At 61.2% G+C, this 14,280-nt stretch carries 12 protein-coding genes; 6 read left to right on the top strand and 6 right to left on the bottom strand.

Annotated elements, in window-relative coordinates:
* Positions 1-110 precede the first annotated feature (110 nt).
* The 3 genes from ACN19L_RS01485 to ACN19L_RS01475 all read right to left on the bottom strand — a co-directional run bounded on the left by ACN19L_RS01485 (position 111) and on the right by ACN19L_RS01475 (position 5,770).
* Entirely contained in the window at positions 111-755 is a 645-nt protein-coding gene (locus ACN19L_RS01485) for a LolA family protein (protein ID WP_426491783.1), read from the bottom strand.
* A gap of 123 nt (positions 756-878) precedes the next feature.
* Positions 879-3,869 (bottom strand): DNA translocase FtsK 4TM domain-containing protein, encoded by a 2,991-nt coding sequence (locus ACN19L_RS01480; protein ID WP_426491782.1) that lies wholly within the window; start codon positions 3,867-3,869, stop codon positions 879-881.
* Positions 3,870-4,048: 179 nt separating this feature from the next.
* Positions 4,049-5,770, bottom strand: a complete 1,722-nt coding sequence (locus tag ACN19L_RS01475; RefSeq protein ID WP_426491781.1) for a DUF6044 family protein — start codon at positions 5,768-5,770, stop codon at positions 4,049-4,051.
* A 107-nt stretch (positions 5,771-5,877) separates the two neighbouring features.
* Between ACN19L_RS01475 and ACN19L_RS01470 the strand changes: the two genes are divergently transcribed.
* Positions 5,878-6,303 (top strand): hypothetical protein, encoded by a 426-nt coding sequence (locus ACN19L_RS01470; RefSeq protein WP_426491780.1) that lies wholly within the window; start codon positions 5,878-5,880, stop codon positions 6,301-6,303.
* 58 nt (positions 6,304-6,361) lie between these two features.
* On the opposite strand, the gene xerD is transcribed toward ACN19L_RS01470, so the two are convergent.
* Complete coding sequence (gene xerD / locus ACN19L_RS01465) at positions 6,362-7,264, bottom strand: site-specific tyrosine recombinase XerD (protein WP_426491779.1); 903 nt, start codon at positions 7,262-7,264, stop codon at positions 6,362-6,364.
* Between the two features lie 192 nt (positions 7,265-7,456).
* On the opposite strand from xerD, the gene aroQ reads away from it, so the two are divergent.
* The 3 genes from aroQ to ACN19L_RS01450 all read left to right on the top strand — a co-directional run bounded on the left by aroQ (position 7,457) and on the right by ACN19L_RS01450 (position 9,743).
* Positions 7,457-7,903, top strand: a complete 447-nt coding sequence (gene aroQ / locus ACN19L_RS01460) for a type II 3-dehydroquinate dehydratase (RefSeq protein WP_426491778.1) — start codon at positions 7,457-7,459, stop codon at positions 7,901-7,903.
* Positions 7,904-8,017: 114 nt separating this feature from the next.
* Complete coding sequence (locus ACN19L_RS01455) at positions 8,018-9,085, top strand: aminotransferase class V-fold PLP-dependent enzyme (RefSeq protein WP_426491777.1); 1,068 nt, start codon at positions 8,018-8,020, stop codon at positions 9,083-9,085.
* Between the two features lie 97 nt (positions 9,086-9,182).
* On the top strand, positions 9,183-9,743 hold the full coding sequence (locus ACN19L_RS01450; protein WP_426491776.1) for a MarC family protein: 561 nt from the start codon (positions 9,183-9,185) through the stop codon (positions 9,741-9,743).
* Positions 9,744-9,798: 55 nt separating this feature from the next.
* On the opposite strand, the gene ACN19L_RS01445 is transcribed toward ACN19L_RS01450, so the two are convergent.
* Entirely contained in the window at positions 9,799-10,986 is a 1,188-nt protein-coding gene (locus ACN19L_RS01445) for a hypothetical protein (protein ID WP_426491775.1), read from the bottom strand.
* Positions 10,987-11,094: 108 nt separating this feature from the next.
* Between ACN19L_RS01445 and ACN19L_RS01440 the strand changes: the two genes are divergently transcribed.
* Positions 11,095-12,381 carry an NAD(P)/FAD-dependent oxidoreductase gene (locus tag ACN19L_RS01440; protein WP_426491774.1) on the top strand — a complete coding sequence of 429 codons (1,287 nt, stop codon included), beginning with the start codon at positions 11,095-11,097 and terminating at the stop codon, positions 12,379-12,381.
* Here the strand turns inward: ACN19L_RS01440 and ACN19L_RS01435 are convergent.
* Positions 12,332-12,619, bottom strand: coding sequence for a hypothetical protein (locus tag ACN19L_RS01435; RefSeq protein ID WP_426491773.1), 288 nt, complete (start codon positions 12,617-12,619; stop codon positions 12,332-12,334). The genes ACN19L_RS01440 and ACN19L_RS01435 overlap by 50 nt on opposite strands.
* A 208-nt stretch (positions 12,620-12,827) precedes the next feature.
* On the opposite strand from ACN19L_RS01435, the gene ACN19L_RS01430 reads away from it, so the two are divergent.
* Positions 12,828-14,279, top strand: coding sequence for a diadenylate cyclase (locus ACN19L_RS01430; RefSeq protein WP_426491772.1), 1,452 nt, complete (start codon positions 12,828-12,830; stop codon positions 14,277-14,279).
* Position 14,280: the final 1 nt, after the last annotated feature.

Genomic DNA, 14,280 nt, shown 5'->3' with positions numbered 1-14,280 from the left:
CATAAGCTGGGCCGTTGCCCTAAGTAGCATTTTAGCGGGCCGGAAAGCAAACCGGCCCGCTTCCACCATCAGGCAGAAGCGGGCCGGCTGTTTCGGCAGTACGCGGTGGGTTAGCGCAGGTCAATCACCTTTACGCCCTTGTATTTGCTCTTATCAAAGTTGAAAGTGGTGGCATCCACCGGCACGTTGGGCTGGAACTTGCTGATGCGGTAGGTGTAGCGGTTGCCGTTCTTTTTGAACATCTGCCAGCTTTTCACAGCTTTATCCGTTTTGCCCACTTTCAGGCGCACTTTGTACACGGGGTTGTTGCGGTCCTCGGGCGAAAGTTCAATCACGTCCACCATTTCCCCACCCTCTTTGGCTTCCTGCACATACGCGTACTTGTAGCCTTTTTTATACAGAGTGTAAATCTGGGAAGGGTTGATTTCCTGATCCTCGGGCTCGTAATCGGAAATGTTTACCTCATTTTCCGACTTCATGTACGTCCACATGGTCTGGCCATTGTTGATGACCTCCTGACCACTCAGCTTCAGCCGGAACTTCTGCCCGCTCACGGTGATGTCGCCGCTCAGGTTTTCCTTCACCTTGGCCGCGTCGTTTTCCAGCGTCTGGGTGAAGGTAGCCTTGAACGCCTTCATGGCCTGATACTTGGCGCTCATCTGATCCAGAATCTTGCCGGCCTTGGGGTCCTGCTGCGCCGTAGCCACAGAAGTCAATGACGCGGACAGGGCAAGCAGGGCGAAATATTTCTTCATTGCAATGGTTGGTGGTGAATTTGGAGTGCTTCGATCTGAGAACCCAGAACTCAGCTAAGGTTTAAACGGGAATCAGACAAAAACAGAACAATTTCTACGCGCTAAGTTCTGCATCTCCTGCTTCTATTTCTGCAGGCTATTCAACAACTGTTCCAAACTGTACTCATCGGGAATCAATACCTCGCGGGCCTTGCTGCCCTCAAAGGGCCCCACAATACCGGCGTGCTCCAGCTGGTCGATGAGGCGGCCGGCGCGGTTATAGCCCAGCTTGAGCTTGCGCTGGATGAGCGAAGTACTACCCTGCTGATGCAGCACAATCACGCGGGCGGCCTCCTCAAACATGGAGTCCCGGTCGCTCATATCGAACTCGTCGGCGTCGCCGTTGCCGCTGCCGCTTTCCCCGGGCACTTCGGGCAGCTCGTAGGCATTGGGGTAGCCCTGCTGCTCGCCCACAAAGTCGCAGAGGCGGTCCACCTCGGGCGTATCAATGAAGGCGCACTGCACCCGGATAATATCCGAGCCCTGGGAGATGAGCATGTCGCCCTGCCCAATGAGCTGGTCGGCGCCGCCGGCATCCAGAATGGTGCGGGAGTCGATTTTGCTGGTCACCTTAAAGGAAATCCGGCAGGGGAAGTTGGCCTTGATGATGCCGGTAATTACGTTCACCGAGGGGCGCTGCGTGGCCACAATCAGGTGAATACCAATGGCGCGGGCCAGCTGGGCCAAGCGGGCAATGGGCGTTTCTACCTCTTTGCCGGCGGTCATCATCAGGTCGGCCAGCTCGTCAATCACCAGCACAATGAAGGGCATGTAGCGGTGGCCCTTTTTGGGGTTGAGGCGGCGCTCCACAAACTTACGGTTGTACTCCTTCAGGTTGCGGCAGCCGGCATCCTTCAGCAGATCGTAGCGCCGGTCCATCTCCATACACAAGGAGTTGAGTGTGTTCACCACCTTCTTGGTATCGGTGATAATGGGCTCCTCCGACTCGGGCAGCTTGGCCAGGAAATGGCGCTCAATCTTGTTGAAGATGCTCAATTCCACCTTCTTGGGGTCGACGAGCACAAACTTGAGCTGCGAAGGGTGGCGCTTATAGAGCAGCGAGGCCAGAATCACGTTCAGGCCCACCGATTTACCCTGGCCCGTGGCCCCGGCCATCAGCAGGTGCGGCATCTTGGCCAGGTCCACCACAAACACCTCGTTGGTGATGGTGCGCCCGAAGGCAATGGGCAGGTCCATTTCGGTACTGATGAACTTGTCGGTGTTGAATACCGAGCGGATGCTCACCATTTCCTTCCTGGTGTTCGGCACCTCGATACCGATGGTACCCTTGCCCGGAATGGGCGCAATGATGCGGATACCCAAGGCGGCCAGGCTCAGGGCAATATCATCTTCCAGGCTCTTGATTTTGGAGATGCGCACCCCGGCGTCGGGCACGATTTCGTAGAGCGTGACGGTGGGGCCGATGGTGGCCTTGATGCTGGCGATGTTGATGCCGTAGTGGCCCAGCGTCTCCACAATGCGGTCTTTGTTAGCTTCCAGCTCCTCCTTGGTTACCTGGGCCTTCGCTACGCCGTAGTCGTTGAGCAGCTCCAGGGTGGGGTACTGGTAGCGGGGCAGGTCGAGGGTAGGGTCGTACTCGCCGGTGGGCATGACTTCCTCGTCCTCTACCTCCTCGGCAATAACGGCCATATCGGCCCCGGCGGAGGGGTCCAGCTCGGCCGGGCCGGTGGTGGCATCCTCCACCTCGAAGGACAGACCAGCTACCACCGGCGCCGCTGCCGGCGCGGGCACAACGGGTGCTACCGCCGGCGCAGGCAGCGGCGTATCGTCGTCCACCAAATCAGCCAGTGACAGCGGCGTAGGGACGCTGGGGGCAGCAACCGGAGTAGCCGGCCGAACGGGTTCTTCAGGAGCAACCTCAAAGGAAAAGCTGGGGCCGGAAGTGGCCGAAGCCGGCGTATCAGTGGCTGCTGCCGGGGCTGCCATGCTCAGGGGAATGGCAGCGGCTGAAGCCGCCATACCACCCGCAGCCATTGTTGCGGAGGCAGCAGCAGCGGCAGCCGGAGCCAGTACATCGGCTCCGATGCCGGGCCCGGCCGGGCGGGCGGGGGAAGCCACCGGGCCGGTTCGGACGGGCTCGGCCGGAGCTGGTTCCGGCTGCTCCGGCTGGGCGGCCAACGGGCCTACCCGCTTGAGCGTGATGCCCAGCGTTGGCTCCTCTTCTTCCTCTTCATCGTCGTGCCAGGGTGCCGGGGCGGCTGGGGCCGTGTTGGCGGCGGAGGCCGGGGCCGGGGCCAGGTCGTCCGCCTCTTCCTCGTCCTCGGCGCTGCGGCTCAGGTTGAGGTTGAGGCTGGTGACGTTGAAGAAGAACACCACGAAGGAAATCAGCACGAAGGCCAGCAGCAGCACCGTACCCCAGCCAATGAGGCTATCCAGGAAAAAAGCCGTTTCGTAGCCTACCCGCCCACACAGGAAATCAAGGCTGTGGGCCACTGCAGGATCAGTGCCGGGGCCCTGGATGCTGAGCACCACGTAGCCCAGCAACACGCTCAGCCACACCATGATAAACAGGCACAGAGCCAGCACGTAGGTGAAAGATACCCCAGCGCGCCGGAATACGATTTTGTAGCCCAGGAAGAATACGATGGGAATGGCGGCAAAAGCCGCCACGCCGAAGCCGTTCTGAATGAGAAACTGGGCCATAATGGCTCCCAGCAGCCCCAGCCAGTTGCCGGTTTCCTGCCCGGCCTGATTGATAGTGACATTGCCCACGTTTTCGGTAACGCTCTGGTCGGCGTGGCCCGTAAACAGGAAGGAAATGAAGGCAATGGTCAGGTAAATGGAGCTTATCAGGAAGAAAAAGCCCATAAACAGCTGAAAACGCCGGTCGCGCACGAAATCGAACAGACCGCCGAGCCGGACTGCGGGCAGCTTCAGAGGCGTGCGCGCCGGCTTGGGCGCGGCGGTGCGGGGCTCGTTGCGGCGGTTTTCCCGGGCCGGCTCAGCGGCCGGGCGCGGCTGGTTACGAGCTGGTTTAGGCTCAGAAACCGGCCGGGGCTCGTTGGAGCGGGCGGCGGCAGAGTCGGGTTGTTGCTTGTAGGTATTTTTAGCCATCAGAATACTCGCCAAAGACCAAATCTAGGCATAAACGCTGAGTTGAAGCGGTGGTAAAATGGGGAAGTAGTGAAATGGAGAAATGGTGGGGTGGTGAAATGGTAAGGTGGCTGTTCTGCTTGCGCCACTTGCGCGGTTTGCCCGGTGTAGCTCAATTGAACAGCCACCCCACCATTTCACTATTCCGCCGCGTACACCCACAGCTGCCAGTAGGCCCCGGTGCTGGTGTAGTGCCCGAACAGCTGCAGCCCGCTCTCCTGCGGCCGGACCAGCCGCGCCGCCGACAGCACGTACCGCCCACCCAACTGGCGGAAAGCCGCCGCGTTGAAGGCCCAGTGCTGTATCCGGCGCTCCGGTAACGCCGCTACCCGGAAGTTCTTGCCCAGCTCCGCCGAAAACAGGTAACACCGGTTGCCCCAGGCATCAAAATACGTGGCCAGCGCCGGGCTTTTGGCCAGCTCCCCCGCAATAACCGGCCGGAAGGCGTGCTTGTAGGACAGCGGGTAGTTGTTCAGGTAGGCATCGAGGGTGTAGAACCCGTTGAAGGACGCCACCGCCGGGGGCAGTCCTAACGAGGCTACGCGGTAATCTTTTGGCTCCTGCCCCGTGCGCCGCCGGATATCCTGCTGCACCAGGCCCAGCAGCCGGGGGGCCACGTAGGCCGCGTAGGTAGGCTCAGAGGCAGGCAGGCGGTTCAGCAAGCGCTGCACATTGCGCGTCCACTCCGTATTCATGCCCAGCCCGATGAGTAGTTGCAGCCCGATAAGCGCCCCCCGCGCCCGGCCCGCCGGCAGGTGGCGCAAGCTCAACACCAGCACGCCAAACCATAGCAAAGGCGTGAGGAAGTGAAACCGCGTGAGGTTAAACGCACGCAGCGGCGGCAGGGCCTGCTGCAGCCCGGCCACCAGCTGCGGGTAGAAGCCGCAGAACAGTGCCAGCCCCCCCAGCCCAACCAGCACCAGGGCCAGGCGGCGGCGCAGCCGCTGCCGCACCGGACCGGGCGCCGCCAGCACCGCTGCGGCCCCGGCCGCCAGCAGGGGGGCCAACCGCAGAAACGCCCCGGCGTGGTACTGGCCCAGCAGCAGGTAGCGCCCCGCCGACAGCAGCCCCGCCCCTGCCCCACCGGGAGTTAACCGGGCGTAGTCGAACTCCAGGCGGTGGGGCACGAACTGCCGCTCCAGCAGCAACGAGTACAGCAGCGGATACTCCACTATCAGATAAGTGAGCGTTAAGGCGGCCAGGCCCAGCACCGGCCCCCAGCAAATCCGGCGGGTCCGCAGCGCATCAACCAGCACCGCTCCGCCGGCCACTGCCAGCACAAACACGCCCGCCAGCACCAGGCTCGACCACAGCCCGAACGCCACCAGCGCCCCCAGGCTGGCGGCTCGCCGCCGCCCGGTTCGCAGGTTCAGCAGGGCCCACACTACCCAGGGCTGCCCCAGCACCGATACTCCGTAGGCCGTGTACGCGGGCAGCGTGGCCCAGGCCAGCGCTAGGGCGGCGCAGGCTCCGGCCTCAGCTGGCTGGCGCAGGCCGTAGCGGCGCAGCAGCCCGTACATACCCAGCAGCCCCACCAGCCGGACCAGCAACTCGTGCGCCAGGTAGGCCGACAATGGGGGCAGCAGCGCCAGCAGGCCCACCAGCGGCTGCAGGCCCGGCCGCAGCGCGTTGCGCGGGATGCCATTTAGCAGATGCTCGACCCGGGTGGTGGGCCGGTAATCCAACGCTTTGCCCTCCTGCACCAGCAGATACGGCACCGTCAGCTCGGTGTCCAGGTTATCATCAATAAGAATATAGGTGTGGCCCGTTGGTGCCAGGTAGGCCATGCTCAGCAGCAGCAAAAGCCCAATAGACCACCACAAGGGCCGGGCGGGCAGAAAAGATGCGGCGGATGCAGGCATAACAAAGGGCAGATGGTAAGGGCGGCAAAAATAGTTGTTGCCTGAACAGCATCTTTACCCGGCTTTCCGCGTTCAACCTAGCTACTGCTCTATATTTCGTTTCCCCTATGCTTCAACGTCTCCTCTCCACCCCCGATGACGCCGTATACTGTCAACTGACCTATGATCCGAAAAGCCACTGGCTCCGGACGAAGTGGCAGGGGTTTGTGGGGCCCGACCTGGCTATGCAGGGCGGCGTGGCCAGCCTGGAAATGCTGAATATCTACCATTGCCCCTATTTGCTCAACGACAACAGCGCGCTGGAAGGCCCCTGGTTCGACTCGGTGTACTGGCTGACCCGGGAGTGGGGCCCCGCGGCGGCCCGGGCGGGCCTGCGCTACGTGGCCCACGTCACGCAGGCTCATAAGTTTGCTACCTCTTTCACGGCCACACCGGTGCATATGCTGTTCACCGCCTTCGAAATCCAACTTTTTGACACAACTACCGAGGCGGTGGAATGGCTCAGCAGCTGCCAATCCCAGGAAGAGGCATAGCTACCAGCCAGCACCTGCGCTCCGGCGCACAGCTCCGGAGTACTCCTCCCGAAATTGCCTAGCTGCGCGGGTGAAACTCCGTGATAATCTGGCGCAGGTAGTCCCGGTCGAGGTGGGTGTAGATTTCGGTGGTGGTGATGCTCTCGTGGCCCAGCATTTCCTGCACAGCCCGCAAGTCGGCCCCGCCCTCAATGAGGTGGGTGGCAAAGCTGTGGCGGAACGTGTGCGGACTGATGCTCTTGCGGATGCCCGCCGCCTCGGCCGCTGCCTTGATAATGGTAAACACTGACACCCGCGAAATACCGCTGCCCCGGTTGTTCAGAAACACAGTATCCTCGTGGCCGGGCTTGATATCCAGGTGCGCCCGGATGCCCTGCAGGTAAAAGCCCAGGTGCTTCAGCGCGTCGCGCCCGATGGGCACCAGCCGCTCCTTGTTGCCCTTGCCCGTCACGCGCACAAAGCCCTGGTCGGCAAACAGGTTGGACAGGCGCAGGCCCGTCAGCTCGCTCACGCGCAGGCCCGAGCTGTAGAGCACCTCCAGCATGGCCCGGTTGCGGGTGCCTTCGGCCGTACTCAGGTCGATGCCAGCCAGAATTTGCTCAATTTCGGGGTAGCTGAGCGTATCGGGCAGCTTGCGGCCGGTTTTGGGGGCGTCCAGCGTATCAGTGGGGTCAATGGTCAGCAGATCCTCCATAATGAGGTAGCGGTAGAACGCCTTAATGCCCGAGAGCGTACGGGCCTGCGACGTGGCCTCCATGCCCAGGCTGCCCAGCCAGGTGAGGAAGTCGCGCAGGATGCGGGTGGTTACCTGCTGGGGCGAGGCCGGCAGCTTTTCCAGCTCCAGGTACTGGCGTAGCTTCTCCACGTCGCGCACGTACGCCTGTACCGAGTTCGGCGACAAGGATTTTTCCAGCTGCAGGTACCCGGCAAACTGCTTGATGGTGATGGACCAGGTGGACATATTGTAGTGCGTAGTGGGTAGGTGCGTAGTGCCTGGCATAGGTATATCGGCCACCGCCAAGCAGGCAAAACTTCGCTTTACTTGCCGTACAGCCGTAGCTTGCGGCTACAGTTGCCTCCGCAAGCTACACACTCTGTCTTCGGTCGGCCCCATGCGTTCCAGGCACCAGGCACTACCCACTACCCACTACACATGAAAGTTCTTCTTCTGAATGGCCCGAACCTGAACCTGCTGGGCCGCCGCGAACCGGGCATCTACGGCACCCGTTCCTTCGAGGAATACCTGCCCGAGCTGCGCGAAGCCTTCCCAAACTTCGAGCTGGAATACTTCCAGAGCAACCACGAGGGCGAGCTGATTGACAAGCTGCACGAGGTGGGCTTCAGCTACCACGGCATTGTGCTCAACGCCGGCGGCTACACTCACACCAGCGTGGCCCTGGCCGATGCCGTGGCCGCCATTGGCACGCCCGTGGTGGAAGTGCACCTGAGCAACCTGCACGCCCGCGAGGAGTTTCGGCAGAAAAGCCTGCTGGGCCGCAACTGCATCGGCAGCATCAGCGGCTTCAAGCTGGAAAGCTACCGGCTGGCCTTGCACTACTTCGATGGGCAGCGCCCCAAGCGCGTGGGGTTTAAGGTGTAACGTAGCACATGCTTTAGCTTGTGTCGGTTTCCCACGAATGCGCGTTGTTGTTTTTCGGCACAAGCTAAAGCATGTGCTACTTTTACGTTCTCCTTCCTTTTGCCTTTCCAACCTATGTATACGTTCAATCCCGGCCCTTCCCAGGTGTACCCGCAGGTGCGCCGCTACCTGCAGGATGCTTTTGATGAAGGCTGGCTCTCGGCCCCGCACCGCGGCGAGCGGTTTGTGCAGCTCATGCGCCAGACCATTCAGGAGCTAAAAAACAAGCTCAACGTACCCCAGGACTACACCGTGTTCTTTATGAGCTCGGCCACCGAGTGCTGGGAAGTGCTTACGCAGAGCCTCACGCCCACCAAGAGCTTCCACCTGTACAGCGGGGCGTTTGGCGAGAAGTGGTTTGAGTACGCCAAAGCCCTGCGTCCGGCCAGCACCGGCCTGCAGTTTGGTATTGATGAGGTGCCCAACGTGCAGCACCTGCCCGGACTCGATGAGCACACGGACCTGGTATGCGTGACGCAGAACGAAACCAGCAACGCCACCCAGCTGCGCGACGGCGTGATTCTGAACCTCTACAACCGCCTGCCCGGCAACGCGTTGCTGGCCGTAGATGCCACTTCTTCTATGGCCGGTATCCAGCTCAAGTACATCAAAGCCGATATCTGGTACGCCTCGGTGCAGAAGTGCTTCGGGCTACCGGCGGGGCTCTCCATCATGCTGTTGTCGCCGAAAGCGGTGGAGCGCCTGCGCAAGATCAATGAGCGGAGCCACTACAACTCGCTCACGGCCCAGTACGAGAAGATGCTCAACTTCCAGACCACCCACACGCCCAACGTGCTGGGCATCTACCTGCTGAGCCGCTCCCTGGCCGACCGGGCACCCATCAAGCAGGTACACCAGCACCTGCAGGACCGCGCCACCAAGCTCTACGATTACTTCGACCAGGCCACCCAGCTTACGCCCCTCATTACCAACCCCGAAACCCGCTCTACTACGGTTATCGGGTTGCAGGGCCCGCCGGCCCTTATTGAGGAGGTGAAGCGCCGGGCCCTGGCCCAGGAGCTGCAGCTGGGCAGCGGCTACGGCACCTGGAAGCCCACCAGCCTGCGCATCGCCAACTTCCCCGCCATTCCTGACGCTGCCTTCGAGCAGCTCGTGCAGTTCTTCGCCCGGGAATTCGCCTGATTAATTATGAGTAATGAGAGTTGAATTATGAAGTGGTTAAGTCGCTTCTGAACGCCCAAATTCAACTCTCATCACTCAACATTCATAATTGCACCGCATGTTCTCCCTCAAGGAAATAGCCTCCGTTACGCTCACGCTGTTTGCCATCATTGATATTCTGGGTTCCATCCCGATTATCATTCAGATCCGGCAGCGGGAAGGTGGTATCAATGCCGAGGTGGCCACGCTGGTGGCGGGTGTGCTGATGGTGGCCTTTCTGTTTCTGGGCCAGAGCATTCTGAGTTTGTTCGGAGTTGATTTTCAGTCGTTTGCCCTGGCCGGCGCTATCATCATCTTTCTTATTGGCATGGAGATGATTCTGGGAGTGGAGCTATTCAAGCACAATCCGCTGGCCGCCACCGGCTCCATCGTGCCGCTGGCGTTTCCGCTCATCGTGGGGGCCGGTACCATGACCACGCTGCTATCTTTGCGCGCCGCCTACCAATTGCCCAACGTGCTGGCCGGCATCCTGGTAAACCTGGTGTTCGTGTACCTGGTGCTGAAAAGCTCGGCCTGGATTGAGCGTAAGCTGGGCAAAGCCGGCGAGGACATTCTGCGCCGCGTGTTCGGCGTAATTCTGCTGGCCATTGCCATCAAGCTGTTTAAGGCCAACTTTTGAGGAGCCAGAAGCTAGGGGTTAGGTGATTAAAAAATCAACTCCTGACTCCTCTCCCTCAATACTCCCCTATTTCCGGCTGCTGGCGGCTCATGAGCAGGCCCACCATCATCAGCACACCGGTGAGCAGGATGACCACAAACAGGATGTTCTCGCTGACCTCGCCGATGAGGTGCTGCTGCGGAATGCTATAAAATAACAGCACCGTAATCAGGCCCTTGGGGGCAATAAACAGCTCCGGAATCAGGTCGGTGCGGGCAATATAGCGCAGGTACACAAAGCGGATGGCCGTGAGGGCCGCCACAATCAGCACACCCTGCAACAGCAGCTGGGGGTTTAGCACGTTGCTGAGCGTGATGCTGAAGCCGAACAGCAGGAAAAAGAACGTGCGGATCAGAAACGCCGACTCGGCCGTAATGCTGCGCAGCTGGTGTACTTCCTCGGCCAGGCGCTCGGGCCGGAACCAGCGCCGCAAGGGGCCTTTCAGGAACTGCTCGGCGTTGTTCACGGCCAAGCCAAACACCAGCACCAGTACCAGCGACGACAAATGCAGCTTTTTGGCAATGCTGTAAAGCAGAATCAGAAAGGCCAGGATCAGAAAAAACTTCACGTGCAGCCGAATCCGGTCGAGCAGGAAGGCCAGCGCGGCCGTGCTCAGTACCGCCACCACCAGCACGGCCAGCACATCGGCCCCGAAGGTGATGACGGAAGCTCCCTGCGCAAAATTGCTCTGCAGGGCGAAATTAAAGAACATGATGCCCAGAATATCGGAAAACGTGCTTTCATACACGATGAACTCCTGCTTTTCGCCCCACAGATTGGCCACGCTGGGAATGGCAATGGCCGAGCTGATGACTGACAGCGGAATGGCATTCACCAAACAGCTCTGAAAGCTCACCCGCAGCCACACGTGCAGTATCAGGGCAATAACCACCGACTGCACCACCAGAATCAGAGCAGCGGCCAGGAATGAGCGGCGGATCAGGGGCGCTTTGTCGCGGCTGATTTTCAGGTCCAGGGCCCCTTCCAGCACAATCATAATCAGCCCGATGATGCCGAATATTTCCAGCACTACCTTCGGAATTCCCAGGGTAAAGTCGAAGTAGTCGGCCCCCTGGCGCAGGGCAATACCCGAGAGCAGCAGCATCAGCACCGAAGGCACCTTGGTAGCCCGCGCAGCCAGATCAAACAGGTAGGAAAGAATGACGGCCAGACTCAGACCAATCAGAATAGAATAAGGACCCATGCGGCGAAGTTAAGCCCAACACTGACTGGGGGCCTATACGCGAAACCCCGACTGGTGGCCGTGCCCCCGGTTTTCCTGCTACCCGCCCGGCCGTAGTACCTTTGCCTGATGCAGCAGAATTCTTCTTCCTGGGTGGCCGTGGTAGGCGGTGGTCCGGCCGGCCTGCTGGCCGCCCAGCACCTGGCCGAAGCAGGCCTGCGGGTACGCGTGTTTGAGGCCCAGGCCACCGTGGGCCGCAAGTTTCTGGTAGCCGGGCATGGGGGCTTCAACCTCAGCAATGCCGAGGAAGAAACCCGTTTCGCCGCCCGCTACGCGGCCCACGCCCCGGCCTTCACCCGGTATCTGCACCACTTTTCACCCAACAGCCTGCGCGCCTGGGCCGCTGCGCTGGGCATCGAAACCTTTGTGGGAACCAGCGGCCGGATATTCCCTACCGCCGACTACAAACCGGCCCAGCTGCTGCGGGCCTGGCTGGCGCGGCTGCAGCAGCTGGGCGTGGTGCTGCAGACCCGGCACCGCTGGCTGGGGTTTGCGGGCGCAACCGGCCTGCGCCTGCGCGATGAAGCTACCGGCACCGAGTTTACCGCGCAGCCCGCCGCCACGCTGCTGGCCCTGGGAGGAGCCAGCTGGGCCAAAACCGGCTCCGATGGCCAGTGGCTGACGATTTTGGAAACGGCGGGCATCCAGTGCGAGCCCTTCGCGCCCAGCAACTGCGGCGCCGAGGTAGCGTGGTCGGTGTTTTTCCGGGAGAAGGTGGGGCGGCAGCCGCTCAAGAACGTGGCCCTGCGCTGCGGCCCCCACACCGTGCGCGGCGAAATCATGCTGACTGAGTACGGCCTGGAAGGTACACCCGTGTACGCCCTCACACCCCACCTACGGGCAGCCCTGGCGGCCAGCAGCCCTGCCCTCCTGCACCTCAATCTCAAGCCCGACCTACCCCCACCCCAACTTATGGCCAGGCTTGGCCAGCGGCGCGCGGGCAGCAGCTGGTCCTCTTTTCTGAAAGAAACTTTGCGCCTGGGGCCGCCCGTGCCTACGCTGCTCCGGGAGTTAGGCATGCTTGACTTTCCGGCGGAAGCAGCTGAGGCCGCCCGGCTGCTGACTGATCTGCCTATACCGGTAAGTGGTTTGCGCCCGTTGGAGGAGGCCATCAGCACGGCTGGCGGCGTGGGCTGGACCGAAGTGGATGACCACCTGATGCTGCGGCAGCGCCCGGGAACCTTCGTGGCGGGTGAAATGCTGGACTGGGAGGCCCCTACCGGCGGCTACCTGCTACAAGGCTGCTTCAGCACCGGAGCCTGGGCGGCACGGGGTATGCGGCAATGGCTTGCGCACAGTGGGCTCATTAGTGCTCCTCAGGGTGAGCAGCCCGGGCAGCGGCGGCAGCCAGAATAGCGCGGGCCTCGTTCAGCAGCCGCTGGCCCTGGTTGAGCTCCTGATGCAGCAGCAGCGCAAACAGCACCAGATACGACACCATTGGCAACACAAGGCCCAACACAAACCATAGCCAGAACGAGCGGCCGTGGCTACGGGCACAGTAACCCGAAATCAGCGCCACCATCACCAGGGCCACCGCCACAACTGCCAGAAAAAACGGCTTGACGTACTGCTCAATCTCGGTGTCTTGTACCATGATTTCGGGGCCCTGAAGGCATACGACGAGAGGCCGCCCAACGCGGGCCTTTCCTCCCCGCGCCGGGCGCATTCCTAATAACGGCGCACCCAGTCGGTTGTTTTCGGAATAGACGATGAAACTGAATTATTTCGCCCCTGCCACCTCCGCGGGGCTTTTTTGCGTACTTACCATCTTACTGCCCTTTTTTTCTGTATATCCCTCCCGTATGTGGGAAAATCAAAGTCTGTTTCGCGTATCGGCCCAGTTGTTTGCTGATGGTGTTTTCAATTTGCTGGACCGGACGCTGAAGCCGGAGGTATTTTTACTGGGCCTGGCCTCGGCCCGGGAAGCAGACGAGCCCGAGGCCGTAGTGCTGGAGCCCCGCGCGCACCGGTATCAACCCCAGGATTTTGCCGTTCTCAAGGCCCGGGCCGCCGCCCTGGAGCCCGATGGCCCCCGTGAAGTAGTGTACCACCTGCACCCCCTCGACCACGACCGGTTTGAGAAACAGCGCTGGTACGATTTACTGCGCCGGGCAACCGAACACACGCTCAACGACCTGGTAGGCAGCCGGCGAGAAGAGCGGGTAAGTTTTTGCTCCCAGCCCGTGAGCGTGGGTGGGTATCTGGTGGTAATTGTGCTGCAGCTCAATCAGGAAGCCTTTAATGCCTATTACTCCCTGCCTGGCACGGCCAGTCCCACCCGGCCGGCGTCCTTGCTGGCTTCCACTGTGCAGGAAGTGCTGCAGGATGCCTCCCGCGCCCTACGCGAGTCGGATACCGACGACGACCGACCAGTGCTGGACCGGGACTATAACGAGATACTGCGCGCCGCGGGCCGCCGCTTTATGCTGCGCGCCGCGGCCGGCTCGCACGGCCTGTACGATGCCTGCAACGGCATTGCTGCCCTGCGCCACGAGGGCGACGAGGGCGTGGGCACCATGCTGGTGTCGCGCCGCAACCACCCGGCCGTGGTGCCGGTGCTCACCTTGGAAACCCCTATCCCGCTGCGCGACTACCGCCGCATTCGAAAGCTACTGGAGCTTAGTGAAGACCGCACTTCCCTCATTACCGACGCCACCGATGTATTTGGTCTCGGCTACCTGGTAGAGACCAACGACCCGCAATACGAACCTCTGTTTACGGTCCATTTCACCAAGCACTACAGCTGGGAACTCAGCCACGATGCGCAGGTGATGATGAAGGTGGTATCCAATACGCCCCGTCTCCCACAGGGCACTGTGGACGAGAATAACTTCACGGAAGCCATCCGGCGCGTGTTTCCGGCCGTGGATACCGCTGGTATTGCCTACCTCTGGGAGCTGACGCTCAAGGCTACGGCCCAATCAAACGGCACTATTCTGGTAATTTCGGAAGGCGCAGCCCAGGAGGCGGCCCGGCTCACGCGCCAGTGCTTCCGGGTAGCGCCTCGCCTGATGACGCCCTCCGTGCTGCGGCTGGTTACGAATATCGACGGAGCCGTACTCATCGACCCGGCTGGTACCTGCTACGCCATTGGGGCCATCCTCGACGGTCTAGCCACCGAGAAAGGCGACTCCAGCCGCGGCTCCCGCTACAATTCCGCTCTGCGTTACGTGGAAAGCAGCCGCTACCCGGTACTAGCCATAGTAGTCAGTGAGGACGGCTGGATTGACCTGCTTCCGCCTGTCCGGCGGTAAG

The sequence above is a fragment of the Hymenobacter sp. 102 genome (assembly GCF_049949205.1).
Lineage (GTDB): Bacteria > Bacteroidota > Bacteroidia > Cytophagales > Hymenobacteraceae > Hymenobacter.
This window is presented reverse-complemented; position numbering and strand designations above follow the sequence as displayed.

Coding starts and splice junctions, on each gene's coding strand:
- ACN19L_RS01475 (WP_426491781.1), bottom strand. CDS start 5,770: ATGCCTGCATCCGCCGCATCTTTTCTGCCCGCCCGGCCCTTGTGGTGG.
- ACN19L_RS01470 (WP_426491780.1), top strand. CDS start 5,878: ATGCTTCAACGTCTCCTCTCCACCCCCGATGACGCCGTATACTGTCAA.
- ACN19L_RS01455 (WP_426491777.1), top strand. CDS start 8,018: ATGTATACGTTCAATCCCGGCCCTTCCCAGGTGTACCCGCAGGTGCGC.
- aroQ (WP_426491778.1), top strand. CDS start 7,457: ATGAAAGTTCTTCTTCTGAATGGCCCGAACCTGAACCTGCTGGGCCGC.
- ACN19L_RS01430 (WP_426491772.1), top strand. CDS start 12,828: ATGTGGGAAAATCAAAGTCTGTTTCGCGTATCGGCCCAGTTGTTTGCT.
- ACN19L_RS01480 (WP_426491782.1), bottom strand. CDS start 3,869: ATGGCTAAAAATACCTACAAGCAACAACCCGACTCTGCCGCCGCCCGC.
- ACN19L_RS01450 (WP_426491776.1), top strand. CDS start 9,183: ATGTTCTCCCTCAAGGAAATAGCCTCCGTTACGCTCACGCTGTTTGCC.
- ACN19L_RS01440 (WP_426491774.1), top strand. CDS start 11,095: ATGCAGCAGAATTCTTCTTCCTGGGTGGCCGTGGTAGGCGGTGGTCCG.
- ACN19L_RS01485 (WP_426491783.1), bottom strand. CDS start 755: ATGAAGAAATATTTCGCCCTGCTTGCCCTGTCCGCGTCATTGACTTCT.
- xerD (WP_426491779.1), bottom strand. CDS start 7,264: ATGTCCACCTGGTCCATCACCATCAAGCAGTTTGCCGGGTACCTGCAG.
- ACN19L_RS01445 (WP_426491775.1), bottom strand. CDS start 10,986: ATGGGTCCTTATTCTATTCTGATTGGTCTGAGTCTGGCCGTCATTCTT.
- ACN19L_RS01435 (WP_426491773.1), bottom strand. CDS start 12,619: ATGGTACAAGACACCGAGATTGAGCAGTACGTCAAGCCGTTTTTTCTG.